The organism is Jeotgalibacillus malaysiensis (genome assembly GCF_044789845.1).
GTDB classification, from domain to species: domain Bacteria; phylum Bacillota; class Bacilli; order Bacillales; family Jeotgalibacillaceae; genus Jeotgalibacillus; species Jeotgalibacillus malaysiensis_A.
Genome location: NZ_CP085252.1, coordinates 2,660,697 through 2,680,090 on the forward strand (window position 1 = coordinate 2,660,697; position 19,394 = coordinate 2,680,090).

Here is a 19,394-nt window from a genome sequence, read left to right on the forward strand (position 1 = left end):
CATAATAGGACATCCAATAGCTATACACTCATCATGAACTTGGGTAACAGGCACTTAGAATCTCAAAAGCATTAAGAGGGTGTGGCAGCGCACCAAATTTGGCGGATACCTACTTCGTTCCGCTTCTCACAGCACTCAATCCGGGTGGATCGCTACTTCATTTGCAGTAATATAGCACTCAATCGGCCAACTACAAACACCAACACAAAAATCCGGAGCTCACCAAAGCCCCGGATTTCTCATCAAGCATTTAATTTAAACTTCTGAACCTCACCTGCCAGCTCTTCAGCAAGCCCCGCAAGCTCATCTGCACTCGCAGATATTGTCTCCATCGTGCTGAGTGACTGCTCGCTTGATGCGGCTGTTTCTTCCACTCCAGCAGCTGATTCCTGTGAAATGGAGGCAATCTCCTGAACGGATGCATTCATGGACTGGCTTCCCTGTGAAATATCCTGCAGGTTATCCGTAATCTGATCGACCATTTGAATCATGTCCCTGATGGACCCATTGATTTCATTGAATCGCTCACCGGTCACGGCAATCTGTCTCGTGCCTTCATTCACTTCTTCATAACCCTGTTCAAGTGAACCAACAACGCTCCGGGACTCGGTCTGGATCCCATTTACAAAGCCGGTGATATCATTTACTGAGTTCGCTACCTGCTCTGCAAGTTTCCGGACTTCATCTGCGACAACCGCGAATCCTTTACCCTGCTCCCCTGCACGTGCTGCTTCAATCGCTGCATTTAGAGCTAAAAGGTTGGTTTGCTCGGCAATTTCACGAATCACACCGACAAGTTTTGAGATTTCATTTGTCTGATGGTCAAGACCGCGCACTTTTCCAACTGCTTCAGTCATCACCTGATCGATAACCATCATTTGCTGAATAGAAGATTCCATCATCTGTGAGCCTTCTTCAGCACTTGTCATCACTTCCCGAGAGCGGTTCGAAATCTCTCCGCTTCGCTGTGTTGTATCCTGAATCTTTCCTGAGAATTCTTCCATCGTTTCAGAAAGCGCACCGGCATTTGTCGCCTGCGCTTCAGACCCGGAAGCAAGCTCCTGCATGGTAACAGCAATCTGCTCGCTGCCTTCACGCACTTCGTTTGCAGACTGCGTCAGCTCTTCACTCTGTGCAGATACCTTTTCAGTGGCTAAAGCAATTTTGCTGACAACTGTTTTCAAGTCTTCCTGCATTTTATTGGTCGCGGCAACAAGCGTGCCGATTTCGTCTTTTCGTTTAGAGACGAGCGGTTCATGCTTCAGATCACCGTTAGATACACGCTCCATACGTGATGCAACACGCTTTAATGGACTTCCGATTGCGCGGCCCATTGTGATGCCGATTGCAATCGCAGCAACTAACGCCACACCGCTGATCACTAAAATGATCAGCTGATTCGTTGTGAAAATCGCTGCATTTTCACTATTTAATGCATCCGCGACTTCTACACTTCTATTTTTCAAATCTACGAGATCCGCCTGTGCCATCGCAAAAATGGAACCTGACGAACCAAGCCCCTGCGCTGCTTCATCATAATCGCCGGCCTGAATCACCGGAATATTACCCTCCACAGATTCTCTGTAGACTGACCAGTTCTCTTCAAAGCTTACTAGGTATTCTGAGGTCTGAGGGCCCGGGTTCGTTGCCCAAAACATTTCAACCAGACGATCCACTTCCGCAATATTATTCTCAGCAGCCTCCATCATCCGCGGACTCTCAAGCAGCACAGCACTCGACATCTGCACACGCGTATTCTCCGTCATTCTCGTAAGGTCTGCCACAATTGAAATCGGTAGAAGCCGCTCAGTGTACATACTCTTCCCATTTTCATTCACCTGATTTAAAGACATCACACTCACAGCACCAAGCAAAATTAATAAACCGGCAATAACTAAATACGAAGTGATCAATTTACCTTTAATCTTCAATGCCTTAACCCCCATCTTACAATATGTATATTCTTATTATCGGGTATAAGGGCTTAGTTGTGAATGTTTTTTAGTAGGAAAGTTTGATTTTTGTGTAGTGCGGGGTCAGACCCTGGTCTTCGCTCCAAACAAAAAAGACACCCCCAAAAAGAGATGCCCCTCACTTAACCACGCACATCAATATGCCCAGCCAAATGCGGTTGCGCCGCATGCTCAACCGCCTTCACCTGCGAACTATTCAACATCTGAATCATCGAAGCAGCATTCTGTTCTGCATGATTCATCGTCTTTTTCATCATTGCAATCGACGCATCCTGCTTCACCTTGCTTTGACTCAAGCCAATAGATAAAGCTGCTATATCCACTGAAACTCCCCCTTACTGCGTTAAATAATCCTTGTACGTTTCTTCAATCGCCTGATCCAGCTTCTTAAACGCTGGAATCATAGACTTCTGCAGCATTTCTTTCACCTGCTCAAATGCCTGTTCTGAATAAGCAGCAACGATCTGATTCGCCACCTTCACTACCCAATCAAAATGTACAACCAGTTCTGCCGACGCAGCAGGCTTAATAGCAGCTTCAATCTGTGCATAGCCTTTCATCGCCTCTTCAAACATATACACTGATTGCTCAAACTGACCTTCGTTAATTAACCGCTGTGTGTGCTCAAGCTCCTCAAGAACCTTTTCACCTAACTCTTTCGTTCTGACCACAACTTCTATGAATCTCTCATCCATACAAACTTCTCCTAGCAGAAAAAGCCTGAGGGATCATCCTCAGACTCATTTAATTTCTCTTATCGTAAAACACACCATCTGTAGACGCTGTCTCTGCATACGGATTGTTATACTTCGCCGCAGATTTTTTCTTATGACCCGTATCTTTAATATCCTTCTGGATCTCTAAACGCAATTCCTGCATACCAGAGTCAATTTTCTGATTCCAGGTCATGATATCATTCGCAAGCTTTTTTTCATCAGCCGTTTCAGGAAACTTTACATCTTTCAGGATGCTTTCTCTTTTCGCTAAAAGCTTTTCAACCTGATCAATTTTCACGTCACGATCATGATCAGACTGCACAACTGTATAAAGCGCTTTTGTCAGTTCATAACAAATTTCAAGACTCATTAAACCGTTCCGCCCGCTCCAACCTGCTGCAGCTTGCGGTTTTCCTGAATAACCTGCTTCCAAACGTCGCGGAATTCCGTTACAAAGCCTGCAACTTCATCTAAAATTTCTGTGCTGCCCTTCACGTTCGCTTCCATCAGGCGGCTGATTAAAAAATCGTATAACGCCAGCATATTTTTGGCTACTTCCTGCTCTGTTTTCAGCGTCACAGAAAGCTCGCGTAAAATCGCCTGTGCTTTTTGGATATTAATATTTTTTTGTTCAATGTTATTCTTCTCGATAGCCAGCTGTCCCTGCTTGATAAACTTTAGACAACCGTTATAAAGCATTAATGTCAGTTCGCCAGGTGAAGCTGTGTTCACCTGATTGTTAGCGTATGCCTGCTGTGGATTTCTTACCATGCTGCCACTCCTCTATCTTTAAAATCCTGAATTAAATTGCTGCATCAGATAAGCTGATTGATTATTCGCCTGCTGAATTGCTTTCTCCATGGCTGTGAACTGCCTCCAGTAGCGGTCTTCTACCTGAATCATCCGGTCTTCAAAACGCTTGATTCTGTCATCAACATCATTCAGGTTTCGTCCGATTGAGAACTGCTGATTCGTTGAAAATTGGTTACCGGCTTTTTGACGGAACTGATCCATCGTTGCGTTTACCGTATCCGTCAGTCTGTGAAGAATCCCCTGTGCACCGTCCTCAACAGCGTCTCCACCACTTCTGAATAAATTCTCAACCGCTTCCGGATCATTACTGAGCGCTTCCTTCAGCTTAGCTTCATTAATCTCAAGCTTACCGCCTTCACGGAAGTTCGCAGTCGTCGTGATCCCAATTGACGCAAGCTGACTGAAAGCAGGATTTGTCTGGTCGTTTGAAACCGGTGAATAGAAGTCCATTCTCATGGATGAAAGCGCGCCTGTTAAAATTGGATCACGTCTGAGCAGGCCACTTCTCGCCTTCTCTTCCCACTGCTCCTGCTGCTTCTCTGACATTGCTTCTCTTTCTTCATCAGAGAGCGGGTTGAAGTCACGATAGCGTTCTTCAGTCGCTTTTTCATTTACCGCCGCTATCAGTGTGTTGTACTTTTCAACGAATTCTTTGATGTTGTCAAAAACCTTTTCATTGTCATTGTTAATGTTCATTGTCACCGGGTTGCCGGCTTCAAATGTCTGGTTAAGCGTAAATGTGACACCGTTCATATCAAATGTGTTTGTTGTACGGTTTGTTGTCAGACCGTTTACTGTGAACTCTGCGTTTTGTGCTTTAATTTTGAGTGAATCATTCGCATCATCGATTGACGTGTAGTTATAGCCGAGCACTGCTGTCGCAAATCCAGCTTCAAATGAAACATCAGGCGCACCGGCAGTTGTATTATAACTCCCAGTCTCCGTTCTCATCATTGATACCTGATTGGTCTGTGTATCCATAAACATAGATAGTCCAAGCGAGCTTTTGTTTACCTGTTCAAATACAGAATTCAATGTCTGATCTGAAGTAAATAAAAAGCTTTCAGTGATTTCGCCTTTACTTGAATGAGTTGTCAGTGACATATTTGAATACTGCTGATCAAAGCTTGCTTTGACATTGGTTTCGCCGGTTACATTGTCATTTAGCGTGACAACGCCTGTATTCAGATTTACTGCTCCGATAACCTGATCGTTCTGATCCTTTAGTGCCATAGCTGTTCTATCGTCACCATCAGTAGGATCAGTATCCACTAACGTATAAGTATTAGCTCCAGCCTCAAGTTTAAAATCTGCATTTTGCGCAATCATTTTTGTCCCTAGGTTCAATGTCTTCGTACCATCAGCAATTTTTAAATCTTTGATGTTCTTATCCGCTACATAATCAACCGTGATTTTAGAGTTGGCACTCACTGCACTGCCAAAAGTTAATTCGCCTGATGCAGTCAGCTTCACTTGATTTTTACCCGCTGTAAATGTAGTACTCTCATCTATAATGTTAAAAACTTTTCCATCCACTTTGACCTTCATTTTATCTAAAGAATTGGTATCGATCGATGCACCATTCAAATCAAGCTGATAACCTGTCGTACCGTTACCGTTTAGGATTTTTTTACCAACAGCACCTTCACTCCACGTCAGACCAGTAATCGATTGCTCACCCATCGCTTTTGCAGGGTTAATCTTGCTTGAGGCAGTTGAAACCCATGATTCCGCTTTTGCGAGAGATTTTACTGAATCAATAGAATAAGATCCCTGCATTGCTGCTGAAGAAGCAGTTGCCGTCACTCTCGCTTCATCAGAAGACGTCACAGCCCTCGCTCTAAAAGAAGTCGACAACTTCATCTGTGTCAGCGTGCTTCTAAAATCCATCATCAACGTATTAATCGTTCTATAATCATCACGCTGCCACTCAAGACGCTGCTTATCCTGCTGCAGCTTCTGTAATGGTATACGCTCAGCCTGCATTAAATTCTTAACAATCGAATCAATATCCATTCCACTTGCTAATCCACCAATACGCATATAACTCACTCCTTACACTTTTCGATCCACCATCAGTCCGATAAATTCAGTCATTGCTGCATATGAATCAAGCAGCTTTTTTGAAGGAATTTCTTTAATCACTTCCTTTGTAACTTCGTCCACTACTGTCACATAATACTCGCCAAGGTCCTCATGAAACTCGAACTTTAAATGAGAGTTCGTCGGCTTTAAAAAGTCATTCATACCCTGAACAGCCTTCAAAATCTCCGCCTGACTTAAAGGCTCTTCACGATGAACCTTCTGCTGAATCGAACTCGCCTCAGGCTCATGTGACCCCCGCTGTACATTTAAAGAACTAAACTTACTTTCCTGAATAGATGAACTGCCCGCTGCCTCTCCAATCCTGTTCATGTTTACCCATCCCCTAATTATTAGTTAGCTTGCTACAGACAGTAATAAATATTAAATTTTTCCACTTTTAATTTTTATATATAGTTTAATGTTTTTTCACTAAACAAAGTCCTCGAGCCTTTCATCGTCCAAAATTTCATTAATATATTTATACACTGCTTCTATTAGTCGAATAATTTCACTAACCATATCTAATCTATCTTGGTTTGTTATTGATTCTTTATTGAATATATATTCAAACTTATTATTTATTTTTTGTAGAAAAAATGTAAGTTGCATTAAAATGACATCTTCAATGATTTCTTGACTTCTTATACGGGTTAATAGATTTAATGCTATTTTTAAATCTTTTTGGGTAACTACTTTAGTATTTAACTTTTTGAACTTTTCAAGGGTTTCGTCAATAATATTTTTAGTTATTTTTAAATTTTCTATAAAATTAATAATTACTTCTTTATTCTCATCCAAATTTATTCTATCGTAGTCACTTGGATTCCCTTTTTTTGTACTTTCAATTATTACTGAGTCTGGAGAGACATATTCTACGCCTTTTATTTTTGCACCATGTTTAGAAAGATTGTAAATTTTAATGGTTTCATGATCAAATACTGATATGAGCTCGTTAAAAGATTGTAAGTGAGCATATAATGAATAAAGTGTCCCAACTTTCCGCCCATCATTAGCTTCTACATATAATTGTGGTTCGAATTTGTTTGAATGCTGATGTACTGTTACTCCATTTGCATAATACTCACCATCTATTAGAGCTAAATCCTGTCCGATTAAATAAACTTTTGAGAAACCTAAGTATTTCATTAATTGAAGTGTATATACAGCAACAGATGGTACTGATGGGAAAACTGGAATGTCGGTTCTATAAAGTTTAGTAACAGAATCAATGTTTAGATTTGTAAGATATATAGGTCCTTTATGTTGATTAACAATATTGGAGTTCAACATTCCACTAATAATCATGGGACCGTTATAATTAACACCTTTGAAATGAGCATCAAAATTTTTAATACTAGAATCAATTGCGGTAACAAAATCTGGATTAACGTGATGGTTTAGTAATTTTTTTAATGCAGATCCTACAGAAAATATATGGGCATTAGATTTCATTTTTTTTATAAATGAAATGTTTTCTTCTAAGGTAGGTCCTGAAGCTATAAGTAAAGCTGTTTCACCTTGGTATTTATTCTTTAAACTATCAATTGATGGTAGTGATGTAGTATACTTCAAATTTAATAAAGGCTCTACAACCCAATCAAGTTTAAAATAATTCTCTGTATTTTCATTAACTTTTGTCATAGTTGTTCCGTTTTTAATTAATTCAGTAATTTCTTTCAATTTGTACTTATTCGTATTCTCATACCTTGGATGAACTAATATATTTACTTTTAAACCTAAAAATTTTTTAATATACTCATTAAACAATAAAGAAGATATATCTTTTAAATAGTAAAAAGTTATATTTTTATTATCTCTTATAATTTCCATATGTTTTTTATCTAGAACGATCTCATCATAAGGCTCAATAATTAAACAATGTGCAAAATTAGCTTTTAAAAGAGATTCAATTATTTTACCGTTTCCAACACCAATTAAAATATATAAATTGTTTGACTCAAATTTTTTTGTGAATTTTTCAAGTTCGTTAAATGTATGAGTAATAGAATTCAAGAAAACTTTTCTGTGTTTACTTTCCTCATTATAGATATAATACTTTTGATCATTTTCAAAATAAGTATCAATTGAGTAGTTCATTGTTTGATACACTTCCCATAATTTGCTCTAAAAAATTCCTAATTCTAGGTACAATTTCATATTCCAACACATCCATAAGGTAATCAATATTATTCAATTCAATATATTTTATTGCTTTATTTGCTATTTCATTTATTTCTTCAATTGAATAAAAATCAATATTGTAATATCTTGCAGCTGTTTCTAGCTCAGTCAATGAGTTAATTGTGTCGATAAAGCAATTGATTTTATTACTTTGATCCTCCAAATAAGAAACTTTATTTATATAAAATTCCAATTCGTACAAATAGTTTTTCATCTCTTTTAAAAACCCAATTTCTATATTCCGTAATTCATTTGTTTTAAACTCATAACCTTTATTAGATTTAATGATATCTATCAGAGCCTTATCATTTAAAGTTTCACCTTTTTTATCTAATAGAATTTTCTTCTCATTATGGAGATATTTTTTTATTTCGTTTATTAAGCTTTCAGTATTAACAGTTTTATAAAAAGTTTTTTGATCAATTACATACAAAATACTCACCCCTAAAAAAGGATAGATAGCCAAATGGCTATCTATCAAATATAATTTCATCCAGAACTTTTTATTATCTTAATAATTGAAGGACTCCCTGAGGCTGTTGATTTGCCTGTGCAAGCATAGCTTGTGCAGCCTGAGAAAGAATAGAATTCTTTGTTTGTTCCATCATTTCTTTAGCCATATCTACGTCACGAATACGAGATTCCGCAGCAGTAAGGTTCTCAGAAGATGTATTAAGATTATTGATCGTGTGTTCTAGACGATTTTGAATAGCACCCAAGCTAGAACGCTGACCTGAAACTGACTTAATCGCTGAGTCTAACAATGCAATCGCGCTGTTAGCTCCTGTTTGTGATCCGATTGACACACCATTAATACCAAGTGCCGAAGCCCCCATTGTAGAAACAGAGATTGATAATGTTTGACCAGTATTTGCACCAATTTGCACTAACTTACCAGTAAAAGAGCCATCTAATAATTTTTGAGTGTTAAATTCAGTGTCATTTGAAATACGATCTATTTCTGCATTTAATGCAGTAATCTCTTTTTGAAGTTCAGTTCTGTCATCATCCGTGTTTGTATCGTTTGCAGACTGCACTGATAGTTCTCTCATACGCTGTAGAATAGAATGAGTTTCATTAAGAGCACCTTCAGCCGTTTGGATCAATGAAATCCCATCCTGAGCATTACGTGATGACTGATCAAGACCACGAATCTGACCACGCATTTTTTCAGAAATAGCTAGACCAGCCGCATCGTCTCCAGCACGGTTAATACGAAGACCTGAAGCTAGCTTTTCCATTGATTTAGATTGTGCACCTGAAGCATCAGATAACTGACGGTGTGTGTTAAGAGCTGTAATATTGTGATTAATAATCATTTGAAATTTCCTCCCTGAGTTTAACCTGTCCACTTCCTTGTGAACGGTAAGTTTTATAGCAAGTCTTAAAGGTCGGCCGCCCTGTATTTCCTGCTTACAGTAGTAATATCGGCACCGGGACAAAATGTTTAACTGTTTTTGAGTTTTTTTTACAAAAAAAATCCGCATCAATGTGCGGGTCAGTCGTTTGAGAATAGTTTTATAAGATCTACTGTGTTGTTTGCTGCTTCATTTTCTTCCTGAATTGCGAGGAAGATTTCTTTTCTATGTATATCAATATGTTTTGGTGCATCAATACCCAGCTTGATCTGGTCGCCCTGTACAGATAGCACTGTAATTTCAATGTCATCACCAATCCGGATCGCTTCACCTGTTTTTCTTGTCAGTACTAACACGGGATCACTCCTTAACGGCAGCCGTTGCAATGGGCTGTTTTCTGGAGTAGTGGTTTAGGATAACCTGTTTTGCTTTTTTGTTGGACAGGTTAAAGATCAGGGGCGCCTGTAGATTGGCCGTTGAGTCATTGAATGGTTCTCTGACTGTCAGGATGACATACAACATTGAGTCCTCAGGCTTTTTAAGTGACAGCGCATGTGTAACTGCATCATCAAGCTTGATCTCATATTCTTTGAAAAATGAAAATGGATTGCTGATTATTAGACCAAGTGACGGGGTCTGGACGGATTGAAGTACATAGAAGATATTATTACCTTCAAACGAAAGAACAGTAAACTGCATTTCATCCTCAAATCCCGGAATCCCTTTTTCAAAATGCCAGATGTCTTTTTCTTCGATCTCAATATGACCGTGGTATTTCGTTTCGATCTTCATGGAACAAACAGCTCCTATTTTAGATTTCCTGATTCACAACGCTTAAGCTGATTGAGTTCAGCTGTTGCATGTGAATTTTTACTTCCTGTGGTGTGTAGCTGATTCTCGTTTTTTGTGCACGCGTATTGTTCTTAACGCCTCCTTCAGTGAATTGGATATTAGTCGTGTCGGGGCGATAATCCATTTTCACACTGAATTGGGGTGGAATAAAACCAATGTTAAACGATGGTGGCGGGCCTTCATAGTTTCTTTTGGCAATCGACTTAATTGGATCGCCGCTATTTTCAATTTTCATCAGTTCATCACCTTCTGATGAAACACGTTGCATGCCTTTTAATACATCCTGATTTCCTTCAGCGGCCCATTCACGAATGCGACGTGATATGGGCTTGATGTCCATCGATGCCCAGGCTTCTGTCTGATCAATTGTCAGCCAGCCTTTTGTTGTGGTAATACTCATTTCGGAAGGAGTCTGTTTCAGATCAAGTACTGCCTGTGGCTGCTCGATCTGCTGCTGACCTTTTGGTGATTCCATACCGATTTTAGCATGAGTCTGATTAATTTGTATTTGAGGAATGTTCATTGGTTATTCCCCTTTCTTATCTAAGAAAATCCATCAGTGATGGCTGAATAATCCGCGATCCCACACTCAAAGCCGCTCGATGCACACTCTCCTGCACCTTCATATCTGTAATCACTTTTTCAAAATCAATATCTTCATTATCAGACATTACACGTGTCGCAATGACTTCCTGTTCACTCACACGTGAATCCATCAGTTCAATTCTATTGTATCTAGCACCGAGTGATGAGCGTTCATTTGACAGGTTCGTCATATGCGTGTCCATATTTGTTATAAAGTTATTGATATCATCACCCGTAGAGTTTTCATCTTCAAGAGTTGCAATGATGTCGTCAATATCATCAAACATCTCTTGTGAAAATACTGAAGTACCATCAATGTTTACTTTAATAAGAACACCTTTAGAGAGTTCAATCTCAACTGATTCACTGTTTGCGGGATAAACACCATTTGCTACATCAAGTGGTTTATTAGTAGTATCAGTACCGTTAAATAAATACTTGTCACCGAACTTTGTGTTACCAATTTCCTCGATGTGTTCTTTTAATTGCTCAATTTCAGCTCGAGTTGCTTTTCTTTGTTCTGCATCATAAGTATCGTTTGACGTCTGAACGAGCAACTCACGCAGTCGCTGCATTGCCTGATTCGCTTTATCCAAGGATGAATCAGCGTTTTCCACCCAGTTGTATGCTTCAGAGAAATTGCGCTTGTACTGCTCAACTTCATTTAGGTTACGACGGTACAGTACACCTTTCATAGCTACGACCGGGTCGTCAGATGGACGTGAAATCTTTTTCTGCGTCGCGATCTGCTCCTGTTGTTTACCCATTTTTTCATAGCTCTGCGTCAGATTGCGCAGCATGTTACTTGAAAGCATTGATTGTGTTACGCGCATTTATTTCACTCCTTATCTGCCGACTAAGCCCATGCCGTTAATGATTTTATCAAGCATTTCATCGACCATTGTGATATTTCTTGCAGCTGCGTTATACGCATGCTGGAACTGAATCATGTTTGTCATTTCTTCATCTAAAGATACTGAGCTGACTGACATTCTTTTTTCATTTACTGACTGCTGTAGGATTTCGCTGTTTCCTGCAAGTCGGTTTGCCTGGAGACCTTCTACACCGAGTCTTCCAATGACACCTTCATAAAATGAGTTCATTGAGGCATTTCCAAGAAGACTGAAATCTCCATCTGCACTTGCCGGTTCGAATGTTTCTGTGCCATCAAAGCCCTCAAGTAAAACTGGTTCTCCGTTCATCAGCCAACTTTGAATATTTGATAGGTTCACAGCATTTTTACCGTCACCTGCATTTACTTTTCCATCCGCATTTGCAGTGGTGGAAGCAGCTATTTCTTTAGAAGTCAGATCACCCATCGAAATGTTTTTGGATGCACCTTGATAGCTGTCAAGTTCTCCGAAGAATGCACCGCCATTATTTCCTTCAAGGTCAATCCCTTTTTCATGCACTGCATTAAAGGTTTGTGAAAATGTATAGGCTAATCGGTCAAGGTTATCAAGCATGTCAGGGAATGTCCCTTTTACCTGAGTCGTACCACCTGCATCCTGATAGCTGTAACCGTAAGATTCAATCAGTCCTCTGATTTCACCCTGTGAAAACATCATATTGCCTGATGCATCAGCAACTGCAATACGTTTGGAAGGGATCTCTTTACCGGCGCTTGAGAAAATGCTCAGGTCACTGATCACGTCAGGTGTAGTTGTTGAAAGATTGCCACTGCCATTCGGGAAACCGAGCTGGTAGTAGCTGTCTTTTGAAACGAGCAACTCTTCTTTACCGTTAGCCCCAACAATGCTGATATTATAAAGTCCTTCAGCTTCTGCAGCAGGTCTACCTTCAGATTTAGTTGAAGTTACTTTAATATTAATCATGCCTGAAAGCTCATCAACAAGATTATCGCGGCGGTCATACAGATCATTTGGAATATTGCCGTGCGGCTCCACATCACTGATCTGACTGTTCACACTTGCGATCTGCTCTAAAAGGGAATTCACACTATCCAGTGAGACACTGATTTCATTTCCAATATTGTCATTAATCTGATTCAGTGAGTCATTCAGATAATGGAAAGTGTCTACTACTGACTGCCCTCGCTCAAGCACAACATTTCGCGCACCATCATTTTCAGGATAAACGGATAGATCCTGAAGCGACTGCCAGAATTCACCCATAACAGCACCAAGTCCATTGGTCGTCGGCTCATTCACGATGTTTTCCATCTCGCTGATTGCGCTTGATTTCGCATCCCAGTAGCCAAGCTTATTTGTTTCCTGACGATACTGGATATCAAGAAACGAATCTCGTACACGCTGAATTGACTTCGCTTCAACGCCGGTACCCATTTGACCTGGCACCTGAGGACGGTTCATCGCTGCCGGCGCAAAAGGACTTGTCGTACCAAAGTTCACGCGCTGCCTAGAATAGCCTGGCGTATTTGCATTCGCAATATTATGACCTGTCGTATGTAACGCACTCTGCTGGGTAAAAAGCGCGCGTTTCGCTGTTTCTAACCCCATAAATGTAGAATTCATCAATTTCCCTCCCTAACCGTTACGCCTGTGAGTCAAACATTGACCTGACAGGCTCGTCTTCGTTGTCTTTCTTTGAATAATTAATCGAATCAGGCTGTGGCATAAGCAGATCCAGGTTAAGTGACACAAACTGCATGGACTGAGTCAGTAAATCCTGATTCAATTCATTGATTGTTTTTAGATCAATGATTACCTGAAGCAGCTCATCTTTTTCTTGCTGGACGTCTTCCTCTGTGTTCAGCTGCTGACGCTTCGTTTCAAGCGCGCCAATCGCCTGTATATGTTTTTGTTCATCTTTAATTAACTGGTTTAAACTTTCAAGATCATTCTCTTTAATCACAACAGTCTTGCGCTTTGCCAGTTCAAGCAGGCTTTTGTGCAGCTTGATCTGTTGAGAGAGAATCGTTTTAATAGATTGCTGAGTCATTGGTATCCCCCTTAGTCTCGAAGTAGGGGGTCAGACCCTCGCCTTCAATAACCATCAAATTATATATCGGATGCTTTCTACATTTATCAAGCGTTATGAGTATACATTTATGATCAGACCCTGAATTTCCCCAATTGTACCCAGAATATCGAGGCCTTTTTTCTCTTTATCTAGTACCTGGTTAGTGAGGTCGATCAGCTTTGTATCGATTTCCTTAACGATTTTATAGACCTTGGTACGTCCACGTCGGTTAAATCCACGCTGATCTTCAAGCTGGAGGCCGTTGTTAACAGCTTCCTCCATGAACTTTTTAACAAGCCCTTTATATTTTCGTAAGTCATCTACTGTACGAGAGTCCGCAAGCTTTTTACCCTGATCTTCAATTTCAACGCTCATTGCCGTGAGCTTATCTAGTAAAGTCGTTGTACGCTTTTTTGACATGACGTCCTGGAATGAGACTGATTCTTTGGCAATTTGTTCTTTCTTCTGCGTTTTGCTCGTTTCGGTTGTTTTACTGATGCGTTGAACATCCATGTGTGATCCCTCCACTAGGGTAGTAGCGAAGGGCGGGGTCAGACCCCTGCCTTCGCGGATTTAAAAATGGAGAAGCAGGTAATCTGCTCCTCCACTGATTGTAACATTATTGAAGCAGTTGCAGAATGCCCTGTGGCAGCTGGTTCGCCTGCGCAAGCATTGCCTGTCCTGCCTGGTTAAGAATATTGTTTCTTGTGAACTGTGACATTTCTTTTGCCATGTCAAGGTCACGGATACGTGATTCTGCTGCAGTCAGGTTTTCGTGTGCTGACTGAAGGTTAGTCACTGTATGCTCAAGACGGTTTTGGAATGCGCCGAGTTTGCTTCGTTCAGCGGAAACGAGTTTTATTGCGTTATCAAATGTAGAAATCGCTTTTCTCGCATCTTCAGCAGTCATTACATTTACACCCAATTCTGCGTTTGTACCTGCAGAAGTAATCGGTGTGCCGTCAGCTGCTCTTGCAATACCAAGCTTTGCTGTGTCCATTGGCTCAATGTCTACTACCATTGTTTCTTCTTCATTACCGCCAATCTGGAACATCAGGCTTAGTTTTTCATTTTGAGCAGGGTTAATATCTGCGTCCTTAATGGCAATTTCCATCCCATTTGAACTGCCATCTGCTGTTTTAATTGTTCCGATTGTTATAGTGTTTCCTGAAACTGATTTTGTCTGATCAACAGCTGAAACGTTCGTGTTCCCCTCGCCAATTGCTGTTTCAAGAACACTGTCCATCTGGTTCAGGATGTCTTCAACTGATTTATTAGTCGGGTCGATCGTGACAGATGAGCCGCCAGTGTTATACACAGCTTCAGGCGTCCCAAAGTTGAAAGTGAAGCCATCAATTGTGATTGCATCTCCAGATTTAGGTACTTCTCGCATAGTAAGTGTTACTCTACTTGCGTTAGCTGCTTCAGTGTCAGCAATAAACGTTGCACTTGTTAGCTCTGCATCTGTTGCAGCATTTCTGTATTTCAGTTCATCTGCTGAAAAATCTGATGTGATTGATCGATTAAAATGAACTTCATTGTCTACATCCGCTGGAGAAACATTTTCAACCGAACGGATGATCAACTGTCCATTTTGCGTGACAGCAGTTCCGTCTGATCCTGCTGAAATCTGCTGAGTTGAAAATTCATCATCATTTGCATTAATAGCTGCACTTAATGCTGATGTGATTTTGTCCATATTTGCAGCAACTGCATCTGAATCAGTACCATCTGCTGGTGTCCATGGTGAAAGGCTGACAACAATATTAGTTGCGTTAGATACGCCGCCTTGGGTGTCGAATTCATAGGTCTTACCATTAATTTCGATCGTCTTTTCATCCATGCCTGTATTATCTGCTGCAAGCGCAGCCATATCTGGGGTAATATCAAGCTTTATTTCAGCGGGCTTGGTCGGCGTTGCTTCAATGATACCTTCAAATGTATTTACGCCATCAAACTGAATTGAATCTGAATTGATGCTGGTAAATGCTTTTCCAAACTCTGATCCATTTAACAACTTCTTCTGGTTAAACTGTGTCGTGTCAGAAATTCGGTCAATTTCAAATGTCAGCTGATTTACTTCATCCTGGATCGCCTGGCGGTCACTATCTTCTAGTGTATCGTTTGCAGCCTGGACTGAAAGCTCTCTCATACGCTGAAGAATATCGTGTGTTGAAGAAAGCGCACCTTCAGCTGTTTGAATCAGGGAAACTGCATCAAGTGAGTTACGCTCAGCCATGCCGAGACCACGGATCTGTGAACGCATTTTTTCTGAAATCGCAAGACCTGCCGCGTCATCTGCTGCACGATTAATACGAAGACCTGATGATAATTTTTCAAGACTTTTAGACGTTGCGTTCATTGTCTGGTTAAGATTTCTATATGCATTTAACGCCTGGATATTATGGTTAATTCTCATTGATTATTTCCCCGCTTCCATTTTATGAGTCGTGTGCTCTTCTACCATTACATGCTGCTCATAAGCATTTGTTTTTGAAGGACGTCTGACAGGCTGATGACTGATTGTTGCCTGTCTCCATGACTGGCTGATATCTTTTAGAATAACTAGTACCTCTTCAGCACGCGTTGCATCCTTGTTCAAGTTAGCCATGACAATCTCATCCGCCAAAAAGTTGTACAAGGCATCTAACTGATCAGCAATGATTCCACTATCGTAATTCAGGCCTGCACCCAATCTGTGAAGAATATCATTCACTCGCTGATAAGATTTATTTGCTTCTATGTAATTGTGTTCCTTTGTATCCTGTATCGCTTTTTCCAGTTTCGTAATGGCTGCTTCATATAAAAGAGAAGTCAGCTCCTGAGGTGATTTCTGATATAAAAGTTCTTTAGATAAAAAGTTCATTTATTTCCCTCCCGTTGCTCTCATTCTCTTTATCGGGAGAACTGGAAGAATATTAATAGAAAAACTAAAAAAAGTGCCTGAGCGAAGGGGAGGGTCTGACCCCAAATCCTTCAAAATGCAAAGAGCGAAGGCCGGGGGGTGACCCCATTTCCTTCGCTCTTCCCTTCAATATGTCTTTTCCATTTCTTCGATCAGCAATAAAATCTCTGCAATCACTGCATACAGCTGTGGTGGAATTGTATCACCCAGGTCAATATCCAGCAGGTCTGCAAGCAGGCTATTGTCTTCTTCAAGATGAATATTATGTTCTTTTGCAACTTCAAGTATTTTCTCTGCGAGTGCACCGCTGCCTTGCGCAACAACATGGGGTGAATCGTCTTTTTCATCGTACCGGATCACAGCAGCAGTCGGACCATTGATTTTTCTTTTAGCACCGGGATTAAAATAATGTGGTCTCATATCGAAAAATCATACCCTTTCTCAGTCATGATCGGTACTGCTTGCTTAGATTGTACAGTCATTTCTTCACTTTCATCAATCGTCATCTTATCAAACTGGAGCTGCTGAACGCTGTAGCCGATTTTTTCAAGACGTTCTTTTGCAAGGCTTGTAATTGGCTCCATCTTCTTTTCAAAATCCGGCTGATCATTTTTCATTTTAATCGTTAGATTTCTCTCAGAAACATTCAGTGAAACTCCAACTTCTCCAAGCTTCTTCGTATCAAACAGGAAATACAGGTTGCAGTTCTCCCAGTCAACCTTCTGACTGCCGTTTTTAGACTGCATATACACTTTAAAGTTTTCCACTTTTTCCTGAAGAATAAAAGGAAGTGTCATCACCATACTTTGCAAACCGTTCGAATCTGTTTTGCTGAGCAGCTGCTGACCGGTCAGCTGGGACAGTGTCTGGTCAGACTTTCCTTCGCCCGCCATTTTCATCAGCATCGCTTTAAGTGAAGCTGCCTGCTCCTGATTTTTATTTAACAGCGAGTGCGCCTGATCATTTTCAAAAGTCATACCCATTGCCCGCACGTGTTCAAATACATGACGTGCGGACGGTTCATTTCTTAAATTTTGCATCGACTGCTGAAGATTATGAGCAGTCATTTTTTGAATAGAAGGCTGCTCAAGCTGCATCACTTCCTTTGATACAAAGTGCTGCACTTTTACATCTGATGGTTTGAACTCGATCCTTTCCATCATCGCTTTTACGTCTGAGGTGATTCTTGCAGCCTGCGCAACCTCACCTTTTGCCAGAAGCTTTGATGCTTCTGCCAGCTGGCCGCTTGCCTTTAAAAGATCCTTCTCTGTCTTCATATCTGTGTACAACATAAAGTCGCCTTTTAAAATGGCTTTATCCAGCATCCTGATTGTTGCTTCAAGCAGTGGTTTGGATTGCTGTAACTGCTGGCGGTTTGCTGCAAATTCGATCTGACTCAAGTTTCTCGTCATGTCTTTTTGGATGTTTTTAAAATCAATTGCAGCCTGGGACATTTTTTCACTGATTCGCGTAACGATCACGTCTCTTGAGTGCATAGGAATCTGGGAAGTCAGTTCATCTGAGAGCATATATTGTTCAGATGCAGCTTTTAATGGGTAGGCTGCCGTTGCCTGTTCGATCCCCTGCATCATGATTTGTCTCGCCTGAAGCTCCTGTCCATTTTGGACGAGATGTTCTGCTTTTACAGCTGCCTGCTGAAGTGATTGTCTAACATCAGCATTAATTTTGGGATTGTTTGCTAAAGCCGAAAATTGTTCAGTTACCTTCATTACATCTGGCATTTTCTGAATAGCAGTTTTCACGTCCTGTACGAGCAGTGCTTTTGATTGATTAATCGGTTGCGACTGAACGATCGGTTGGACGAGAGAATCCAGCTTTAGTGCATTCTGAAGGAGTTTGGCAGCATCAGGATTTTTTTCCAGTAAAGAATTGAATACCTTTTGTGCTTCTGCAGCGACCGACTTAACGTCTCCTGTCGCTTCAAGCTGCTTTAACATCCCTCTTGCTTCAGGTGCATCTTTTGCAAGCATCTCTAAAGCCTGAATCAATTGCTGTCTTGCAGCCTGATGAATCTGGCTTGCAGAATGTTTTTGACCGGGTATTATGTCCACTCCCGCAGATTTAAGCAGCTCCGTCACTACTTTACTGATTGGAGGACCGTGCAGTGCTGAGTGAATGGCAGTCAGTTTATTTGCAGTCAGGTCAAGGTTTTTAGAGACAGCTGCCTGAATAGTTTCAAGCTTTTGATTAAGGCTTCCATCTGTTTTAGTAAGGAATTGATTTAACTCCTTTATTAATGCCGGGTCCACTTGTACACCTTTAGCTGACAACTGTTGTAAAGCAGTCTTCAGTTCACCTGACAGAGGCTTCCCATCATTCATTTTCACAAAGTCTGGCGTTTGGGCAGATGTCTGCTGCTGAGCCTGTCTGACAACCGGCAGACCATCCTTCGTTCCGGTCACTTCCAGTTGAACGCGTCCTGAATCCGGGAGCTTGCCATCTGTTTTCACTTTGACTTCCTGACCTCTAACCTGAAGCGTTGCCTCATTACCGTTTTTACTTTTTATAGTAGCTGAAAATAAGTCTCCCTGCTTCAGCGAAACCTCTTTTTGACCTTGTGACTGACTGCTGACTGATGGATCCATTTTAATCTGCACGTATTTTACACCTCCGTTTATACACAAAAAATTGCCCATCAAATGAGCAATTTTTTATCAGGACTGTCGATAGAATTTCAACAGATTTTCAGCTGTTTTGTTCGCATCCGGTTTGTATGTTCCGTTCTCAACCGCTGCCTTCAGCTGATCGATCCGCTCCTGACGGCCTTCCTGTAATTTATTTAAGCTTTGCATTTCCTTTGCTTCTGCTGAAATCTCTACCTTATCCGCCTTTTTCTGCTTCTGAAGTTCCGCCTGCTCCACTTTTGCTTCCTGACGTTTATAAGGATTCACTGGATTATGATTGAAAGGATTAATCTTCAAAGCTTTCACCTGCTTTCTTTGTTCGATATTGTTGTGTTACC

General features: G+C 40.8%; 22 protein-coding genes. All 22 read right to left on the reverse strand.

Annotated elements, in window-relative coordinates; all coding sequences use genetic code 11:
- Positions 1-242 precede the first annotated feature (242 nt).
- Complete coding sequence (locus LG330_RS14175) at positions 243-1,931, reverse strand: methyl-accepting chemotaxis protein (RefSeq protein ID WP_404404877.1); 1,689 nt, start codon at positions 1,929-1,931, stop codon at positions 243-245.
- Positions 1,932-2,095: 164 nt separating this feature from the next.
- Positions 2,096-2,296 (reverse strand): YjfB family protein, encoded by a 201-nt coding sequence (locus LG330_RS14180; protein WP_404404879.1) that lies wholly within the window; start codon positions 2,294-2,296, stop codon positions 2,096-2,098.
- Between the two features lie 12 nt (positions 2,297-2,308).
- The gene (locus LG330_RS14185) at positions 2,309-2,668 is read right to left on the reverse strand and encodes a hypothetical protein (protein WP_404404881.1); all 360 of its coding nucleotides are present in this window, start codon (positions 2,666-2,668) and stop codon (positions 2,309-2,311) included.
- Positions 2,669-2,717: 49 nt separating this feature from the next.
- Positions 2,718-3,059: a flagellar protein FliT gene (locus LG330_RS14190; RefSeq protein ID WP_404404883.1), complete on the reverse strand. Its 342-nt coding sequence runs from the start codon at positions 3,057-3,059 to the stop codon at positions 2,718-2,720.
- Positions 3,059-3,460 (reverse strand): flagellar export chaperone FliS, encoded by a 402-nt coding sequence (gene fliS, locus LG330_RS14195; RefSeq protein WP_404404886.1) that lies wholly within the window; start codon positions 3,458-3,460, stop codon positions 3,059-3,061. Before fliS (LG330_RS14195) ends, LG330_RS14190 begins: the two co-directional genes overlap by 1 nt.
- Before the next feature lie 18 nt (positions 3,461-3,478).
- Positions 3,479-5,545, reverse strand: a complete 2,067-nt coding sequence (gene fliD / locus LG330_RS14200) for a flagellar filament capping protein FliD (RefSeq protein ID WP_404404888.1) — start codon at positions 5,543-5,545, stop codon at positions 3,479-3,481.
- 12 nt (positions 5,546-5,557) lie between these two features.
- A complete protein-coding gene (flaG, locus tag LG330_RS14205; protein ID WP_404404890.1) occupies positions 5,558-5,917 on the reverse strand; it encodes a flagellar protein FlaG in 360 nt (119 codons plus the stop codon).
- Between the two features lie 99 nt (positions 5,918-6,016).
- Complete coding sequence (locus LG330_RS14210) at positions 6,017-7,684, reverse strand: motility associated factor glycosyltransferase family protein (RefSeq protein ID WP_404404892.1); 1,668 nt, start codon at positions 7,682-7,684, stop codon at positions 6,017-6,019.
- The gene (locus tag LG330_RS14215; protein ID WP_404404894.1) at positions 7,668-8,201 is read right to left on the reverse strand and encodes a hypothetical protein; all 534 of its coding nucleotides are present in this window, start codon (positions 8,199-8,201) and stop codon (positions 7,668-7,670) included. The genes LG330_RS14210 and LG330_RS14215 overlap by 17 nt, the downstream gene beginning before the upstream one ends.
- A 73-nt stretch (positions 8,202-8,274) precedes the next feature.
- Positions 8,275-9,087 (reverse strand): flagellin, encoded by an 813-nt coding sequence (locus LG330_RS14220; RefSeq protein ID WP_404404896.1) that lies wholly within the window; start codon positions 9,085-9,087, stop codon positions 8,275-8,277.
- A gap of 179 nt (positions 9,088-9,266) precedes the next feature.
- Positions 9,267-9,482, reverse strand: a complete 216-nt coding sequence (gene csrA / locus LG330_RS14225; RefSeq protein ID WP_404404898.1) for a carbon storage regulator CsrA — start codon at positions 9,480-9,482, stop codon at positions 9,267-9,269.
- Between the two features lie 4 nt (positions 9,483-9,486).
- Positions 9,487-9,918, reverse strand: a complete 432-nt coding sequence (fliW, locus tag LG330_RS14230; protein WP_404404900.1) for a flagellar assembly protein FliW — start codon at positions 9,916-9,918, stop codon at positions 9,487-9,489.
- Positions 9,919-9,937: 19 nt separating this feature from the next.
- Positions 9,938-10,501, reverse strand: a complete 564-nt coding sequence (locus LG330_RS14235) for a DUF6470 family protein (protein ID WP_404404902.1) — start codon at positions 10,499-10,501, stop codon at positions 9,938-9,940.
- Positions 10,502-10,517: 16 nt separating this feature from the next.
- Positions 10,518-11,396 (reverse strand): flagellar hook-associated protein FlgL, encoded by an 879-nt coding sequence (gene flgL, locus LG330_RS14240; protein ID WP_404404904.1) that lies wholly within the window; start codon positions 11,394-11,396, stop codon positions 10,518-10,520.
- 12 nt (positions 11,397-11,408) lie between these two features.
- A complete protein-coding gene (flgK, locus tag LG330_RS14245; RefSeq protein ID WP_404404906.1) occupies positions 11,409-13,058 on the reverse strand; it encodes a flagellar hook-associated protein FlgK in 1,650 nt (549 codons plus the stop codon).
- 19 nt (positions 13,059-13,077) lie between these two features.
- A complete protein-coding gene (locus tag LG330_RS14250) occupies positions 13,078-13,485 on the reverse strand; it encodes a flagellar protein FlgN (RefSeq protein WP_404404908.1) in 408 nt (135 codons plus the stop codon).
- Between the two features lie 93 nt (positions 13,486-13,578).
- Positions 13,579-14,019, reverse strand: coding sequence for a YaaR family protein (locus LG330_RS14255; RefSeq protein ID WP_404404910.1), 441 nt, complete (start codon positions 14,017-14,019; stop codon positions 13,579-13,581).
- A gap of 106 nt (positions 14,020-14,125) precedes the next feature.
- Positions 14,126-15,925: a flagellin gene (locus tag LG330_RS14260; RefSeq protein WP_404404912.1), complete on the reverse strand. Its 1,800-nt coding sequence runs from the start codon at positions 15,923-15,925 to the stop codon at positions 14,126-14,128.
- Positions 15,926-15,928: 3 nt separating this feature from the next.
- Positions 15,929-16,372, reverse strand: a complete 444-nt coding sequence (fliS, locus tag LG330_RS14265; protein WP_404404914.1) for a flagellar export chaperone FliS — start codon at positions 16,370-16,372, stop codon at positions 15,929-15,931.
- Between the two features lie 165 nt (positions 16,373-16,537).
- Entirely contained in the window at positions 16,538-16,831 is a 294-nt protein-coding gene (locus LG330_RS14270; RefSeq protein ID WP_404404916.1) for an EscU/YscU/HrcU family type III secretion system export apparatus switch protein, read from the reverse strand.
- Positions 16,828-19,029 (reverse strand): hypothetical protein, encoded by a 2,202-nt coding sequence (locus tag LG330_RS14275; RefSeq protein WP_404404918.1) that lies wholly within the window; start codon positions 19,027-19,029, stop codon positions 16,828-16,830. Before LG330_RS14275 ends, LG330_RS14270 begins: the two co-directional genes overlap by 4 nt.
- Before the next feature lie 57 nt (positions 19,030-19,086).
- Positions 19,087-19,353 (reverse strand): flagellar biosynthesis anti-sigma factor FlgM, encoded by a 267-nt coding sequence (flgM, locus tag LG330_RS14280; protein WP_039811186.1) that lies wholly within the window; start codon positions 19,351-19,353, stop codon positions 19,087-19,089.
- Between the last annotated feature and the right edge of the window lie 41 nt (positions 19,354-19,394).